This window comes from Pseudomonas sp. JL2 (assembly GCF_031570495.1).
In the GTDB taxonomy this organism is placed as follows: Bacteria; Pseudomonadota; Gammaproteobacteria; order Pseudomonadales; family Pseudomonadaceae; genus Aquipseudomonas; species Aquipseudomonas rhizophila.
This window is the reverse complement of sequence record NZ_JAKUDH010000001.1, coordinates 199,149-215,103: the sequence shown is the minus strand read 5'-3', so window position 1 is coordinate 215,103 and position 15,955 is coordinate 199,149. Positions and strand designations below refer to the sequence as shown.

Sequence of the window (15,955 nt, the reverse complement as noted above, 5' to 3'; positions counted from 1 at the left end):
AATAAGCCCTCTGCAAACACAATGATCACGATGACAGGGTGAACAGCACTTGTGGCTCGACGGCCAGGGCAATCAGGGCACCGGGGGCATGGATAGCGCTATCGGTGCTGTCCACCAGCAAAGGCTGAGCCGCACCGACATCCACCAGCAGACGGCTTTGAGCCCCCTGGAAAAACTGGCCCACCAGACGCCCGTGCAGATGGCCCTCACTGTCCATCACCCGCAAATGCTCGGGGCGGCAATAGACAGTGGCGGGTAGGTCGGCGCCATTCCATGGCAACTCACCGCCACTGACCTTCAAGCCATGGGGCGTGTGCTCGATCACCGAAAAAGCATTGAGATTGCCGACAAAACGGGCGACGAACGCGTTGGCAGGTTGCTGATAGATGTCCCGCGGGCTAGCCAGTTGCGCGACGCGGCCATGCTCCATGACCAGGATGCGATCCCCCAGCGCCATGGCTTCGCCCTGATCGTGGGTGACGAACACGGCGGTAATGCCCAAACCGCGCAGCAACTGGGCCAATTCGCTGCGCAGGCGTTCACGCAACTGCGCGTCCAGCGCCGCCAACGGTTCGTCCAGCAGCAACACCCGGGGCCTGGGTGCCAGGGCGCGGGCGAGGGCGACTCGCTGGCGCTGACCGCCGGACAACTCGTGGATACTGCGCTTGCCGTGATCCTGCAAGCCGACAAGTTCCAGCAACTCCAAACAGCGCTTGTTGCGCTCGGCGGGTGACACACCGCGAACTTTCAGGCCGTAAACAATGTTGCCGGCCACATCCAGATTGGGAAACAGCGCATAGTTCTGGAACACCATGCCCACGTCGCGACGTTCGATGGGGAGGCGGGTGACGTCGCTGTCGCCAAAAAATACCTGGCCCACGTCCGGACGCTCCAGACCCGCGATCAGGCGCAGGGTGGTGGTTTTACCGCAACCGGACGGGCCGAGGATCGCCAGGGTTTCTCCAGCCTCAATGGTCAGGTCCAGGTCATGTACGGCAACGGTGCCGTCAGAGAACGCCTTGCGACAACCCTTCAGGCGAATAGTGGTTCCGCTCATCGATTTGCTCCACGGGAAAGGCGCGCGCTGATGGCCTGCAACGCAACAAGCAGCGGCACAATCATCAACAGGAATATAAGGGTGTAGGCGCTGGCGACTTCCAGCCTGGCCGAGGCATAGCTGTCGGCCAGACCCACCGGCAAGGTTTTGGTCATCGGCGTGTGGAGCATCCAGGTCAGGTTGAACTCACCCAACGACAGGGTGACGACCATCAAGACCCCGGCGAGAATCCCCGCCCGACAGTTGGGCACCACCACGCTGAAGAAGCGCCGGATCGGCCCGGCACCCAGGCTCGCGGCGGCTTCTTCCAGGATCGGCAAGTGCTGGCGTTGCATCACCGCCATCACCGGGCGCACCAGAAAGGGCAGGGTGAACAGCACGTGGCCGACGAGAATGAATAACCAACTGCTGCGAAACCCGCCGAACTGACCATAGGTGAGCAGCAATGCCAGGGCACTGGCCAGACCGGGCATCGCCACCGGCAACACCATCAGTTCCTCGAACGCGCGGCTCAAGCGGTTGTTCATCCGTACCAGGGCGTAAGCCGCCGGCACACCCACCACACAGACACACAGCGCACAGGCGGCGGCCAGTTGCAGGGACAGCCAGACCGTCGGCGAATACGCCTGCCAGACTTGCAGCAGCCAGTCGAACGTCAGGCCGCTGGACAGCCCTTGGAAGTAATTGCGCGTCAGCCCGGCCAGCAGCGACATCACCACGGGCACCAACATGAAAGCGCACACCAGCAAGGTAAACACCAGTTGCCCGACAAACAGCGTTGAGCGTTTCACAAGACTGTCCTCGAATCTTTGGCCAGCCGCCGGGCCAGCAACAGAACCGCCCAGGTCACCAGCCCTAACACCACCGACAGCGCAGCGGCCACGGCGAAATTGGCGTAATTGGTAAACACGTTGTAGATCGCCATCGGCGTCACGTTGAGCCGGGTACCCAGGGTGAAGGCGGTACCGAACGCGCCCATGGAGGTGGCAAAGCAAATCGCCCCGCAGGAGACCAATGCCGGCGCAAGACCAGGAACAATGACATCACAGAGCACACGCCAATGACTGGCCCCCAGTGAACGAGCGGCCTCTTCCAGGCTGCGATCCAGGCTTTCACAGGCAGCCATCACCGTAAGAATCACCCGCGGAATCGAGAAGTACAGGTAGCCGATGCACAACCCCATCAACGAGTAGGCAAAAATCCAGCGCTCACCCACCAGGCCGAGCCCCAGGGTGGCAAACAAGCCTTGGCGGCCGGCCAGCAGGATCACCAGAAAACCAACGACCACGCCGGGAAATGCCAGCGGGAAGGTCAACAAGGCGACAAGTACCGAACGGCCGAAGAAACGTTGGCGACTGAGAAAAAAACCACTGAAGCCGCCCACTAACAACGCCGCGAGGGTCGTTGCCAGTGCCAGCAGGCAGGTCTGCGCCAGACTGCCCAGGTATTGCGCGCTGCTCAGCACCTGCCAATAGCCGCTGTCGCTACCATCGCGACTTTGCCCACCGAGCAAGACCAGGTGCGCCAGCGGCAACAACCAGAAGGCGAACAGCACCGCCGCCGCGGGCGCAAGCGCCCAGGCAGCGGTCGGCCGCAAGCGCGGCACCATGGCCCAGCCCGACCGTACGTCTCGGGCTTTTACTGCCGAGACGGTCACTTACTTGACCTCGCTCAGATAACGTGCGGAAAAGGCTTCCTGCGCCGCGGCCATCTGCTCGTAGTTGACCACACCGGCCCGGGCGTAATCGCTGTCGGGCAGGAACTGCGCGGCGACATCGGCAGGCATTTTCATTGCCCGCACCGGTCGCAGGTACGCCTTGGCCCAGAGCGCCTGGCCTTGCTCAGACAAAACGAAATCCAGGACCTTCTCGGCGTTGGCCCGATGAGGGGCGTTATCGACGATGCTCATCACGTAAGGCACGCTGATGCTGCCTTCCTTGGGAATCACAAAGGCAACGTTGGCCTTGTCTTTGTAACGAGCCCGATAGGCGTTGAAGTCGTAGTCCACCAGAATCGGCAACTCCCCGGACAGCACCCGCGCATAAGCCGTCTGCTTGGGCACGATCGGTGAGTTTTTCGCCAGCTTTTTGAAGTAGTCGATGGCTGGGGCGAAGTTATCCAGATTGCCGCCCATGGCCTGGTTGATCGCTACCGCCGAGACGTACCCAACGAAAGCACTGGACGGGTCAAGGTAGCCGACCATGCCTTTGTACTCAGGCTTGAGCAGGTCGGCCCAGCTTTGCGGCACGGGCAGACCGCCCAGCGCATCGACGTTGACCATGATGCCCAGGGTGCCGGAGTGAATGGCAAACCAGTGTCCCTCGGGGTCCTTCAAACCCGCCGGGATCTGCTCCCAACCCTTGGGTTTATACGTGCCGACCACCTCGGCTTTTTGCGCCTGCAAACCGAACGTCACGCCGTAATACACCACGTCCGCCACCGGCGCGGCCTTCTCGGCGACCAGTTGCGCCAATGCCTGTCCAGAGTTCTTGTTGTCCAGCGGAACCTGCACGCCAGTGGTATCGGCAATCGCCTTGAGCTGCGTGCCCCAGTCGGCCCATTCTGGTGGACAGTTGTAGCAAATCGCCGTTTCGCCGGCATGAGCCAAGGTGGCCGCGCCGCATAACAGCAGTGTCGCCAGGGTTTTACGCAAGTGGAACATCAAGCGTCTCCTCGTAGGGTTGAGTACTTTCGCCCGGCCGGATATGACAAGGCAGGCAATGGGAAACCGGGGTGGCGCCAGCGATCTGCGCCAACAATTGATCAATCACGGTGCAGGCCAGTGCCTCGATGGGCTGAACAACACTGCACAGCGTCGGATGCATCTGGGTGCCGAGGGCGATGCCGTCAAAACCGATGACCGAGAGTTGCCGAGGCACTTGCCAGCCGTTGCGGCGCAGTTCGGCGATCAAGCTGATGGCCAGCAAATCGTTGGAACAGACCAGCGCACTGAGCGCCTGGGGGCCATGCAACAACGGCTCGATGGCGGCGAAGTCAGCCTGGGTATGGGCGGGCATTTCAATCACCGGCAGGCTGGCGAGACCGGCTCCATGCATTGCCTCGCAATAACCGGCATAACGCAGGCGAGCACGGTCCGATTGCAGGGCAGGGCCGGCGACCATGCCAATCCGAGTGTGCCCGGCGTCCAGCAGATAACGGGTGGCGAGCGCCATGCCGGCGCGGTTGTCCACCGACACCGCGCTGTAATCCGGATTACCCGGCTGGTGATAAGCCAGCACAAAAGGCGTGTCCTCGCTGTCCAGGCTTTGCAGCACCCGGTTGCTCTCGGCGTCGGTTACCGTGAGGACTAGCCCATCGACACGCTGTCGCAGCAACTCCTCGACGACCGCGCTTTCGCGCTCGCTGCTGTAATCGGTGGTTGCCAACAACAGGTTGTAACCATGCACGCGTGCAGCACGCTCCATCGCCTGAAACTGTTCGGCGAACACCGGATTGAGCAGGTTGGGCACCACGACACCGATCAGCTTGGTCACTTGCAGGCGCAATTGGCGACCAAGACGGTTGGGCCGAAACCCCAGTTGGCGCGCCGCGGCGAAGACCTGTTCCCGGGTAGCCGGACGGACCACTTCAGGGGAGGCAAAGGCTCGCGCCGCGGTCGCCCGCGAAACCCCTGCCAGCCGTGCAACTTCTTTCAAATCAGTCATTGTCACTCGCTTGAGATCGATCTCATTGGCGAGGACAGTACTCAGGATGTATGGCGTTTCGGCGACGCAGTGATGACGATTTGATGTCAGTTGCTGCTGCCTATGGTTGAGGGTCTGCTGCAAACCCATACTGCCGGGCGGACCACACCACCGCCAACGTCAGCAGCAAGAGCGCGACCAGCACAGGCGCAAACGCAACGACACCCAGATGATCGAGCAGGATGCCCCCCACGATCCCGCCGCCGGCAATGGCGACGTTCCAGGCCGTGACCAGCATCGACTGGGCGAGATCCGCCGCGTCTCCGGCCGTCTTGGCGATTGCCGTTTGGAACAACGTCCCGGCCCCGCCAAAAGCGACTCCCCAGGCCGCCACGGCGGTGTAGATCGCAGCAAGGCTGTCGCTCATGGCCCCCAGTGTCAGGGCCGAGATGGCGAAAAGTGCCGTGCTGGCAAGGGTCAATGCCCGTAGATGGCGATCGATCAGCGCGCCGACGACCCAGATGCCCAGCAACGAGGCGCCCCCGAAGACCAGCAGCACCAAGTCGATCCGCTCGCCCAGGCCTGCCGCCATCAGGAACGGGGCGATATAGGTAAAGAGAATGTTGTGCGCCAAGACAAAGGCCAGCACCACACACAGCACCGAGCGAACGCCTGGCAGGGTGAAGACCTGGCGCAAGGCAAGGCGTTTGTCGGTGGTTTGCCCGGGAAAGTCAGGCACTTTGAGTCGCACCCAGACCATCAAGGCGACGGCGAACAAACTCATGATGGCGAAGCTCATCCGCCAGCCGATCAAATTACCGAGCAAGGTGCCGGCCGGTACGCCCAAGGATAACGCCAAGGGTGCGCCGACCATGGCAATTGCAATCGCCCGACCTTTCTGGCTCTCGGGCACCATGCGGGCGGCATACCCGGCCAACAAGGCCCAGAGCAGCCCGGCCGATACGCCACCCAGCAAGCGGGCAACGATCGTCAAGCCGTAATGGGACGAAAACGTTGTGACCGTATTGGCCACGGCAAAACCGGCGATGGCCAGCAGCAAGAGCGACCGGCGCCGCATGCCTTGGGTCGCGGCCGTCAAGGGAATGGCCGCCAGCAAGGAACCTATCGCATAGACCGTGACCAACTGGCCGGCGAGGGCTTCGGAGATCGCCAGCCCTTCGCTGATCTGGGAGAGAAGGCCGGCGGGCAAGGCTTCGGTGAGAATGGTCACGAACGCCGCCAACGCGAGGGCGAACAGTGAACCGATGGGGAGCGGCGCAGCGTCTTGAACGACCTCGGCATCGGCGTCGATATGGGTATTGGCAATCGTCATGTGTCACCTGCTTGGCGCGCTTCTGACCCGCCGGATGGCGGCGTCAATCGCAGATTGATAAGTGTCGACTACGGTAAGTGCCGCTCTTGGGCGAGACAAGAATGCTAGAGTGCGCAACACATCGGAAAAAATGTCCGCAATGGGAGCCTGGCGTGGAATCACTGAGCGGGATTGATTTTTTTGTTCGCGCGGCCGAAACCCGCAGCTTTTCAGAGGCGGGCAGGGCGCTTGGCATTTCGTCTTCGGCGGTGGGTAAAAGCGTGGCCCGGCTCGAGGAAAGGCTGGGGGTGCGGCTGTTTCATCGCAGCACGCGCAGTATCACGCTGACGGCAGAAGGGACGCTTTTCCTCGAGCGTTGCCGACGCATTCTCTGCGAAGTCGAAGCGGCCGAACTGGAACTGTCGGAAACCCGCAAAGCGCCGCGGGGCAAATTGCGCGTGAGCTTGCCTCTGGTTGCAGATTTGGTCATGCCGACGCTGATGGCTTTCATGCGCCGCTACCCCAGTATCGAATTGGACCTGGATTTCTCCGACAGGCTGGTGGACATCATTGAGGAAGGTTTTGATGCCGTCATTCGGACCGGAGAGCCAAACGACTCCCGGCTGATGTCCCGCCCGTTAGGCGCGTTCAAGCTCGTCGTGGTCGGTTCGCCCCGGTACTTCGCCGAACACGGCACACCGCAGGTGCCGGCGGATCTGCTGCGCCATGCCTGCCTGCTATACAAATTCCCCAGCACTGGCAGGCTGCAGGTCTGGCCGGTGAACGGGGAAGGGCAGTCCGATCTCAACCTGCCGGCCACCCTGGTCTGCAACACCACCGAGGCGTTGCTGTACGTCGTGCGCGATGCATTGGGGATTGCCTGCGTACCGGATTTCACCGTGCGCGATGCCATCGTCGCCGGTGAGCTGGTTACCGTCCTTGACGAGTTCAATCGGCATCAGAGCACCTTCCGCATGCTCTGGCCTTCAAGCAAGCATCTGGCGCCAAAACTGCGGGTGTTCATTGATTTCATGAGCAGCGAATTGTTCAAGTGACTCACGGGGATATGTCCCAACCCTGTAGGAGCCTGTTCAGATCAAGGGGCCTTGTTCTCGACCAAACAGTTTCCGCCATCCACCACGATGACTTCGCCAGTGAGGTAGCTCGCCTCTGAAGACGCCAGGAAAGCAACCACTGCAGCCACCTCTTCGGGACGTCCGGCCCGGCCCATCGGCGTATAACGTGCCGCCTTGGCTTCCTCGGCAGTGCTCGACCCTGTGGTGATCCAGCCGGGAGCGACGCTGTTTACAGTGATCCCTTGCTGGGCGACTTCAAGCGCCAGGCTCATGCTCATTCCAACCATCGCGGCCTTTGCGGCGCTGTAAGCCGCTTCACCGGGGTTACTGCAGCGGGTGCCGGTAGTGGAACTGATGTTTACGATGCGCCCGTAACGGCGCGCCCGCATGCCGGGCAGAACGGCCTGTGTAAGCAGAAAAGCCGTGGTCAGGTTTCGCGCCAGGGTAAGGTTCCAGGTGTGCAGATCCATGGTTTCCAAGTCGGAAAAAAACTCCGGGCTTCCTTGCATGGCCATGCCCGCGTTGTTGACCAGAATATCGATCTGCCCCCAGAGGGACTCTGCCCATGGGATAAACTCACGCACCTGATGCTCATCGGTAAGATCGATGGCCCGCCCTTGGACGTCGAATCCTTCGGCACGCAGTTCTGCGACCCGATCATTGATTCGCGCACTGCTGGCGGTGACGATCAGTCTGGCACCTGCAGTCCCCAGTCTGCGCGCGATGGCCATGCCAATCCCAATCTCACTTCCAACCCCGCTGACAAGGGCCACAGGGTTCTGTCCGGTTGCGTTTGGCATGGTGTCTCCAGAGGGTTGTAAGTAATGATCAGGAGTCGGAGCCTGATTTGCGTTTGAGCTATATAACCACCCTGATCAACGCCCGAACACCCCCGTCCTCCCCAACAACTGCTGTTGCCGCCAGGCCGGTGCGCTGGTGGGAAAAAGCACTTCGTTTGGTCGAAAACGGGCGATACCGCAGGCGGCAGCGATGCGCTGGCGTTGCTGGCCGTGGGCAAGGGCCTGCCGAAAACTGGCTTCGCTCTGCATTTGTCCCAGCACATAACCGACGCCCGCCTGGAAATCGCCGCCATGGGCCTGCCACCAAGCGGTGATGAGCTGCGGGTCGGGCCAGGGTAGATTTTCGTCGGGGTCCATTGCCACGTTGGTGTCTTGCGGGTCATCGTTCGGGCCGGCGTCGAAATCGGGCAGGTCCCGCAACTCCAGATCAAGCAACGCCAGGTCAGCGCCGGTGATCAGGCTGAAAGCTTCACCGGCGACCCGGGCATAGGGCAGGTCGCTCATTTGCTGGATCAACCACGGTACACAGACCGGATCGCCCAGCAGCCCAAGGGCCTGGATGCCGATGCGCCGGTCCCTGGGATCCTGTACCAACTGGCGTATCCAGGCGATGCTGGGCTCACGTTCCTGCCAGGCCAGCAATACGCAGAGCGCGCGATACTGGAACTGGCCCGGTTGCTCGGCGAATTGTCGCAATGGCTCCAGGGCTTGCGCGTCGCCCATCTGTGCGGTGGCCCAGTTGGTCCAGAAGCGCGTGGCGGCATCTTCATGCTGGCGGTGGGTACGAATCGCCGGGAGCAGGTCACGCCGGCGCAGCTCGCCCGCCGTGCGGGCGGCACGTGCCAGCACGCTGGGGTCGGCGTGGGACAGTTCGGCCAGCAGGGTAGGGCCGGGATCATGGCGATGCATCCCGCAGGCCGCCAGGCCGAGGCGGTGAAACAACGGCTCAGGGGAGGCGAACATGCGCTCGATCCAGGGCGATATACGCTCCCAGTCGAGCCACCCCAGGGCCATCAGATAACCGCGCTCCGTTTCTGACGCGCTTCGCAAATGATCGCTGAGTCGCGACAACATCTTCGCATCGGCCGCCTCGAAGGCCAGCAACACACTGGCGAACGTCTCGCCGACGGCGTGCGGACCGAGCTGGGCCAGCAGGATTTCCAGGCCCGTTGAGCCGGCGATGCGCAGGCCATCGAGATGGGCATCGATGCGCTCGTCCAGTTTGCTGAGATCATCAAGGTCGTAGTGGGGGGCACGCACGGCGTGATCGTGCAGGAGGATGAGGAAGCAAGCTTCTTCGGCATGTTGCTCGATCATTGAGGAGATGGGGAGCATGACGTCTCTGTCTTGTTACGGCACCAGGTTTCCGAAGAAGTAACGTTTACCGACTTCGAACTGCAGGGGAGAGGCCATGTATCGGTCCAGGACAGCGGCCGCATTCAGCGGTTGAAAGTCGCCATTTTTCCCATAGAAACTGGAGCAGTCGACGCCGGAATACACCTCGAATTTACGCCTCCAGATGAGAAAGTTGCTCCAGTCGATCCATTCATCAGTGCCTGAAGGAACCAGGGACTTTCTCATGACCCAGACTTGTTTGTTCATGTCGACGGGCATGCCACCGGAGATCGAGCAGCGATCGCTGCCATAAGCGTTCTGCAGTTCGCTCAGTCGTGAATCGACAGCCGCTTTGTATTCGATTTCGTTCAAGCCACTGTCAAAGAACTCGGGTTCGTTTTCGATGGGGTCAAGAAGATTGCTTAAATTGGCTTCCACGGCGGCTCGGTCGGCCCGACGGGCAAACGTGCGCCATGCCTCAACCATGAAAGGTATCAGCCACAGCACACCAGACCACTGCGCTGCCAGGCACGCCTCGATACGCAGGTAGGTGGGGCCTTCGAGTATGAGCTCGGCAAGGAAATCCAGGTCGGTGTCGAGTCCTGCATCAGCGGTCAGACCGAGGCAAGCCGATACCAGCGTTGGATCGCAATCAGGGTCCACTATCCATTTGCGCAGTTGGGATACATGGCTGTAATCGCCATGCTTGGCTTGCTCCAGAATCGCAGCAAGTGCCATCCACGGGTCGTCTTTCTTCCAGCCGTCAGGCGACATTACTTCTGCCGGAGCGCAGCCGCAGTAGTGATAGCCACGCCCCTTCCAATAGAAGCTGTCTTGAAGAAAACCGGGTCTTTGAGTGTGCTTGTAATTAGAGGTTTTCATCATTCAGGCCTTGGAAAACTATTGATGCGTGTCTCTTGAAGTGAACTGAGCTCTCCTTCGAGCTTCTCACACTTCTTGCCAGTCGGGGCGAGATTCCCTTGCCCGGCCGGACAACCTCCGGCCGCCTTGGGGACTCTATGCGCCACCGGTTCTCCCTGACCCACTTCGGTTTTCCAACGCATATAGCCTGGCCTGTTAATCGCCCAATCATTTTCAATGTTGGCTTTCTCTCGTTTGCTCGTTACGTAGTACTTATTGCATCCGCTCGGTTGCTTTCCGGCAGGTGGCAACAAGTGCCTGCACTTGGGGTTTGCCCGGACTTTGGCGAGGACGGCGGCGTTCTGAGGATTTTGTGCGGTGCCGTAGAATTCGTCTTCCGTCATGTACTCCCCGTTCGCTTGAGCCTTGGAGTGCGCCGCGCCGCCACAACATTCACATTTGTGTTTGCCTGGCACCTTGGCGTCTTGTTGCACCGGACTGTATTTGGCGGTGTTGACCATGGGGACGGCCGCATTCGCTGCGGGACTGGCATGATTCGATGTGGTGAGGTCGGTATGTCGGTCTACGTTCTGGCCTTCGAAAAGAACATCCATTGACCATGAAACAAAATAGGTCTTACCGGTGATGACGTGAGTGATGACACCGGCACCCTGGCTTCTTGTGGCGGCTTCATCGCCCAGTGGGGAGGTTTTATAGAAGGAGCGATTTTTTAACATGATCTCCTTGTTTTCGATCTTGACGGTCTTGCTGCCTTTCTTCATGTCCTTGGAAAACGAGGTGTCCGGATAGGGCACCGGGATGGGTCCTGCGGGAGGCGGTGGTGGCGTCAGGCAGACATCCGGGAATGCCGCGATGACCTTGCCGCCACCCGCTTTGCATGCAATCTCATCGCCATTTGCATAAACGTCGCAGCTCATAGGGGCCCCTGGGGTCGACTGAGGTCGCGCACGACGGCGGCGGCGCGTGCACCGGCCAGGGCACTGCTCAGACAGATCGCGCTGGTTCCCGGTGCATAGCCTTTGCGAAACGCCTGGTCGGCGAGTATCAACTGGACGATTCCAGCAATGGCCCCGGTGTCACCCATGGCCTCTGCCCAATGCCACAGTGGCTGATCCTCTTTTCGGACGGTCCGAAAAAGCCGGGCCTCCATCAGCGGAAGTTCCTTGAAGCCGTATTGCTCGCCCGTGACATCGGACAGGCGCAGATCAATTTCATGCAAACCCAGTCTGGCCTGTGCGAGCGCCGTGCGGGCGGCGTCGGTCAGCCCGCCTGCTCGCAGGGGTTTGTTCGACAAAAGCGGTGCCTCTTCTTGCCCGAATCCCAGGCCTGAGATTTCCAAGCAGGTGCCAGGTTGCCGATAGGCCTGAATCAAGATGGCCGCGGCCCCTTCGCCAGGAAACAAGCCGTCATTGTGAGTGGCCGTTTTCAGCCGGCGATGCTGGTCCAGCCATTGCAGCGTCAAGGCGCTGAGCAGCGAGTCGACACCCGCCACCACGCAGGCAGGCGCACGGGTTTCTTGCATCAATCGACTGGCTTCATGAAGGGCTTGCATGCCGGCAACCTGGCCGGAGGGGATGACCCTGGAGTGGGTTGGGTGGAACTGTATGCCCAACTTGGAAGATGCGTCGTGTATGACGGTCTGGGCTATTCCCCTGATATCGATTCCGGGGCGCTCCGGTTCAGCCAGGCACAGGAGAAAGGGCACTTCTGTCCAATCCAGCTTCGGCGCACCCTGTATCAACTCCACCAGTGCATGCAGCATGAGCCCGGACATACGCGATGCTGCCGGCAGCGCCAGGTCGAGACTGGACACCGTCGCGCCGATGATGGGTTCGCAAGCGTTGTCAAAAAACGGCAGCTCCTGGAGCGCTGACAGTCCGGCGCGCTTGGCAGCACAGGCACTGGCGACGCATAGGCCCACAGGGCAAGCCATGCCCATGCTGGTGATGAAAAGGGCCGGCGTCATAACGCCTCTTCTGCGGGAGGATAAGCTTCCTTAGTCCACGCGATGAGTTGAGCCAATGACTTGAAGTGTTGCTTTCCTCGCATGCGTTCTTCGTTGGCCTTGGCCTGTTCGAACTGATCGGCGCTTTGCCCGACGATGACCTTGGCCACTTCCTTGATGTTGCGCCCGAGCGGCGCAGAAGCTCGCCATGTCAGGAGCAGCCGATTCGCGTCCGGCTCCAGAATCACGGTGTCGACAACGGCTGCCGTTTCCCGCGTGCTGTCATCGTGAAAAACCAGGAGCACCGGCAGTTTCAAGTTTGTCGGAAGCCTGAATGCCGTCCGGCCTTTATCGTTGAGATTGAGCAGCGCAACTTCTTCGCCACCTTGCGGGTAGTCAATTTGCTGATCCTCTGGTGCGCACTGGAAATAACGCAGGTCAAAATCTTCCGGCAGAAATGGAAACTGATGATCAAGCCACGCCTGATCATAAGTGCCGGCCCATCGGATCCGCTGTTGCCAGGCTCGACCGATCGGGCCGAATGCCATCGGTTTGTAATTCCCATCGGGCGTGGTGACGGGCCTGTCCAGTTCTTCGGTATTGGGCAGCGGCAGACCATTTATCCGGGCAGTGTTTGCACTTGGGTAAAATCCGACCCCTACAGGGTTCCAGGGGTACCACTGATGTTGAGTGGCGTCGGCATGCGTGCGGTCCACCCCGCCAAAAGCCTGGGCATAGGAAACAGGCATTCTTGTGAAGGGAACAGGCCTGGTTGTCGAGTGTGAGAGGGCGCCCTCCACATAGACTCGTGCCCCCACGACTTTGAATGCTTTTACCAGCGTCCCGACTTTCAGGGCTACGTTCAGCTCTGTTACCGGCTCTCCATTGGGTGCGTAGCAGTGTCCATTGAGCAGGACATCGCAGCGTGGCTTGTGCAGTGCAAAATCGTTTTCGTATAACGCAGCTGATTCGCCCGGTTCCCCTGGGAACACATCAGCCATGATCAGCGGAGCCTGTTGTTCCAGCAGGCGAGGTTCATGTCCAGGATGATCAGCAATGCCGTAGGTTCCTTTCGCCACCACGACCAGCCATTCACGGCCGGTTTTATCGGTTGAGGTGGTAAAGCCGCCGACGAGGCGGGTCTTGTTTATCAATTCCATGGCGTCACTGCCTCAGTTGATCTGTACCGAGCCGCCCTTGATCCGGTTCACTCCAGATGATCGGCTCGAGAGGTAGGCGCCTCGGATCAGTACCTTGCCTTCACGGGTAAGAGTGATGCTGGCCTTGCCGCAACGCAGGACGATTTCCCGTTCTGCGGTGAACTCCAAACGCTCGCCGTCCAGGTTCGCGACGGCGCGGGGCGTGGTTTGCGGCAGACGCTGGATTCGACCAATCACCAGCGGCCGGGTCAGGTCGCCGGCCTCGAACATCAGAGCGACCTGGGCGCCGATGTCTTCACGGGCGAGTGGGGTGGTGGTGCGCGCGGCGAGGCCGATTTCGGCGGGGCAGCCAGGGAAGGCGACCACAGGAGCATCTGCACTGGGCACATCCAGCAGCACCCCAATCACAACACCATCCACGCGCGCGGGCGTGGCGGTGGAGGAAACGGTCAAATGATATTCAACGGTCATGGCGCCCACTCCGTGGCTAGTTCTGCAGGATTTTCTGGCCTTTGACGACAACGTTCTTGTTCGCCTTGATGTTGATGGCGCCGGAGCCGTCGATGGTGATGTTCTTGCCGCTGATCACGATGGTGCCGTCCTTCTTCATGGTGATGCTGGCCGCGCCCGTCGTCAGGCTGATCGAGTCGCCGGCGTTGAGGGAGAAGTGCTTGCCAACGTCCAGGCTGTCGTTTTGCTTGATGTCAGTGGTGCGGCTCTGGGCGACGTCACGGGATTCGTTCTGGCCGATCTGGGTACTCTGGTTGCCATTGATCTCGATACCTTCGTTGCCTTTGACCGTTTCGTTGCGGTTGCCGGTGATGCCGATGGTCTCGTTACCGCCCACGTCCTCGGTGCGGTTGCTGACGATGGTGATGCTTTCGTTGGCACCGACCTTTTCCGTGCGGTCCGCACCTATGGTGATGGTCTCGTTGCTGCCCACCTTTTCGGTGCGGTTGGCGCCGATGGTGATTTTCTCGTCGCTGCCCACATCTTCGGTGCGGTTCACGCCGATGGAGATGGTTTCGTTGTTGCCGACGGTTTCCTTGCGGTCGACGCCGATCTTGATGGTTTCGTTGTTGTCCACGGTCTCAGTGCGGTCGTGTTTGACGTGTACGGTTTCATCGTTGTCGATGGTCTTGCTGCGGTCGTGGCCGACCCAATGGGTCTCGTCGTTCTCGACCTCGATGTCCTGATTCTTCTCGGCGTGGATAAACAGTTGCTCCGCGCCTTTCTTGTCCTCCATGCGGATCTCATTGAAGTTTGCCTGTGAGCCGTCCTTGCTTGAACGACTTTTCACGCCACTCTGAGTGGCATTGGCTGGCAGCTTGTAGGGCACGGTCTGTTCGGCGTTGTAGACGCGACCGGTGATGATCGGCCGGTCGGGGTCGCCTTCAAGGAAGCTGACGATCACTTCCTGACCGATCCGCGGGATCTGCACCGCCCCCCAGTTTTTGCCAGCCCAGGCTTGGGACACGCGAATCCAGCAGGAGCTGTTTTCGTTGGATTGGTCATGGCGATCCCAGTGGAAGTGCACCTTGACCCGGCCATACTGGTCGGTCCAGATCTCCTCGCCACTGGGGCCAACCACCACGGCGGTCTGCGGCCCACGGACAATGGGCATGGGCGTCAGAGGGAGAGGGCGGAAGGCTTGGCTGGCATCCATGCAGTCCAGCTCGCTGACGAACTGTTCGGCTAAATCTGACTGTCCGCTTTCATAGATTTCCTGACGGATCTGATAGCGCGCGACCACCACCAAGTATTCGCGATTCTGGTCCGCACGGTCGTAACCCGTCAGCGTGAACAAATGACCGGAGCCCAACCCGCGGGCCCGGCCGCGCAACTGCACGCGCTCGAACTGGCTGTGAATGGCTTCGATGCGGGTGCGTGCGTAGTGATCGCCATCGTTGCTCTGCAGGTATTCACCGGGGTAGTCATACAGCGGGTGGTCACCGTTGCTGTGGTTGCGTACCACGCTGGAGCGCACCTCAAGGCTGGCGCGCGGGCGCAGGAAGTCATAGTCGTTCAGCGCCAGCGAACCCGGCTGGACTTCCCGTGCCAGTTGCCAGTCGTAGAAATGATCGCGCTCGCGCATTTGCCGATCGGGCGGATAGAAGGGCACCGAGTCGTAGTCCGCTGGCGTGGAGTGAGCACCATAAGCGTCGGCCAGCACCAGAACATGACGCTCCTTTTCATGGCGGAAGTAGTAATAGATGCCTTCCTGTTCCATCAGCCGGCTGACGAAATCGAAGCTGCTTTCGCGGTACTGAACGCAATATTCCCACTCACGGTAGCTGGCGCTGAGGCTGTCTTCAAAATCAGAGAAACCGAGGTCGCGAAACACCTGCTTAATGATGTCCGGCACGGTCTTGTTCTGGAAAATCCGACAGTCCGAGGTCCGCGTGAGTAGCCAGAACCATGGCCGCAAACTGACGCGGTAACCCGCGAACTGGCCGTGACCGGTCAGTTGCCGGCAGCTGCTGATAATGCCGTGGAAATAGCGTTTGCCTCCGCTGTACAACTCCAGGGTCAAACCCATCGGCTTGCCCAGCAACTGATCGAACTTGATCGCCCGGTCTTCGGAGGTAAGTTCCAATTCGTAGTGAAACAACCGCCCCAACTCTTCGCTGCCATCCATGCTCTGCAACAACAGGACATCGCCACCGAGAGGACTGTCGACCTGTACCAGACGGTTGTTTTGGGTGATTGCCATCTACGGCTTCCTTGGCTCGTGTTCGGGCATC

15 protein-coding genes are annotated in these 15,955 nt (G+C 60.3%); 1 reads left to right on the top strand and 14 read right to left on the bottom strand.

From position 1 onward, the window contains the following. Positions 1-25: 25 nt before the first annotated feature. The 6 genes from MKS85_RS01070 to MKS85_RS01045 all read right to left on the bottom strand — a co-directional run bounded on the left by MKS85_RS01070 (position 26) and on the right by MKS85_RS01045 (position 6,034). Entirely contained in the window at positions 26-1,057 is a 1,032-nt protein-coding gene (locus MKS85_RS01070; RefSeq protein ID WP_047226469.1) for an ABC transporter ATP-binding protein, read from the bottom strand. Continuing rightward, positions 1,054-1,848: an ABC transporter permease subunit gene (locus tag MKS85_RS01065; protein WP_310662565.1), complete on the bottom strand. Its 795-nt coding sequence runs from the start codon at positions 1,846-1,848 to the stop codon at positions 1,054-1,056. Before MKS85_RS01065 ends, MKS85_RS01070 begins: the two co-directional genes overlap by 4 nt. Then, a complete protein-coding gene (locus MKS85_RS01060; protein ID WP_310662750.1) occupies positions 1,845-2,666 on the bottom strand; it encodes an ABC transporter permease in 822 nt (273 codons plus the stop codon). Before MKS85_RS01060 ends, MKS85_RS01065 begins: the two co-directional genes overlap by 4 nt. Positions 2,667-2,714: 48 nt before the next feature. Then, on the bottom strand, positions 2,715-3,719 hold the full coding sequence (locus tag MKS85_RS01055; protein ID WP_047226472.1) for an ABC transporter substrate-binding protein: 1,005 nt from the start codon (positions 3,717-3,719) through the stop codon (positions 2,715-2,717). Further along, positions 3,703-4,722: a LacI family DNA-binding transcriptional regulator gene (locus MKS85_RS01050; protein WP_047226473.1), complete on the bottom strand. Its 1,020-nt coding sequence runs from the start codon at positions 4,720-4,722 to the stop codon at positions 3,703-3,705. Before MKS85_RS01050 ends, MKS85_RS01055 begins: the two co-directional genes overlap by 17 nt. A gap of 100 nt (positions 4,723-4,822) precedes the next feature. After that, on the bottom strand, positions 4,823-6,034 hold the full coding sequence (locus tag MKS85_RS01045) for an MFS transporter (protein ID WP_310662564.1): 1,212 nt from the start codon (positions 6,032-6,034) through the stop codon (positions 4,823-4,825). Positions 6,035-6,186: 152 nt separating this feature from the next. On the opposite strand from MKS85_RS01045, the gene MKS85_RS01040 reads away from it, so the two are divergent. Beyond that, positions 6,187-7,068: a LysR family transcriptional regulator gene (locus MKS85_RS01040; RefSeq protein WP_047226475.1), complete on the top strand. Its 882-nt coding sequence runs from the start codon at positions 6,187-6,189 to the stop codon at positions 7,066-7,068. 41 nt (positions 7,069-7,109) lie between these two features. Here the strand turns inward: MKS85_RS01040 and MKS85_RS01035 are convergent, their stop codons facing one another. The 8 genes from MKS85_RS01035 to MKS85_RS01000 form a co-directional block, all read right to left on the bottom strand. Further along, positions 7,110-7,889: an SDR family NAD(P)-dependent oxidoreductase gene (locus tag MKS85_RS01035; RefSeq protein WP_310662563.1), complete on the bottom strand. Its 780-nt coding sequence runs from the start codon at positions 7,887-7,889 to the stop codon at positions 7,110-7,112. Positions 7,890-7,964: 75 nt separating this feature from the next. Then, entirely contained in the window at positions 7,965-9,224 is a 1,260-nt protein-coding gene (locus MKS85_RS01030; protein ID WP_188250879.1) for a TIGR02270 family protein, read from the bottom strand. Positions 9,225-9,239: 15 nt separating this feature from the next. Further along, on the bottom strand, positions 9,240-10,109 hold the full coding sequence (locus MKS85_RS01025) for a hypothetical protein (protein ID WP_177513913.1): 870 nt from the start codon (positions 10,107-10,109) through the stop codon (positions 9,240-9,242). Continuing rightward, the gene (locus MKS85_RS01020) at positions 10,106-11,023 is read right to left on the bottom strand and encodes a DUF4150 domain-containing protein (RefSeq protein WP_047226479.1); all 918 of its coding nucleotides are present in this window, start codon (positions 11,021-11,023) and stop codon (positions 10,106-10,108) included. Before MKS85_RS01020 ends, MKS85_RS01025 begins: the two co-directional genes overlap by 4 nt. Continuing rightward, the gene (locus MKS85_RS01015; RefSeq protein ID WP_173406964.1) at positions 11,020-12,072 is read right to left on the bottom strand and encodes a 3-oxoacyl-ACP synthase; all 1,053 of its coding nucleotides are present in this window, start codon (positions 12,070-12,072) and stop codon (positions 11,020-11,022) included. Before MKS85_RS01015 ends, MKS85_RS01020 begins: the two co-directional genes overlap by 4 nt. Next, complete coding sequence (locus MKS85_RS01010) at positions 12,069-13,211, bottom strand: DUF2169 domain-containing protein (RefSeq protein ID WP_047226481.1); 1,143 nt, start codon at positions 13,209-13,211, stop codon at positions 12,069-12,071. The genes MKS85_RS01015 and MKS85_RS01010 overlap by 4 nt, the downstream gene beginning before the upstream one ends. A gap of 12 nt (positions 13,212-13,223) precedes the next feature. Continuing rightward, positions 13,224-13,682, bottom strand: a complete 459-nt coding sequence (locus MKS85_RS01005; RefSeq protein WP_310662562.1) for a DUF6484 domain-containing protein — start codon at positions 13,680-13,682, stop codon at positions 13,224-13,226. Between the two features lie 16 nt (positions 13,683-13,698). Beyond that, positions 13,699-15,924, bottom strand: a complete 2,226-nt coding sequence (locus MKS85_RS01000) for a type VI secretion system tip protein TssI/VgrG (RefSeq protein ID WP_310662561.1) — start codon at positions 15,922-15,924, stop codon at positions 13,699-13,701. Positions 15,925-15,955 lie beyond the last annotated feature (31 nt).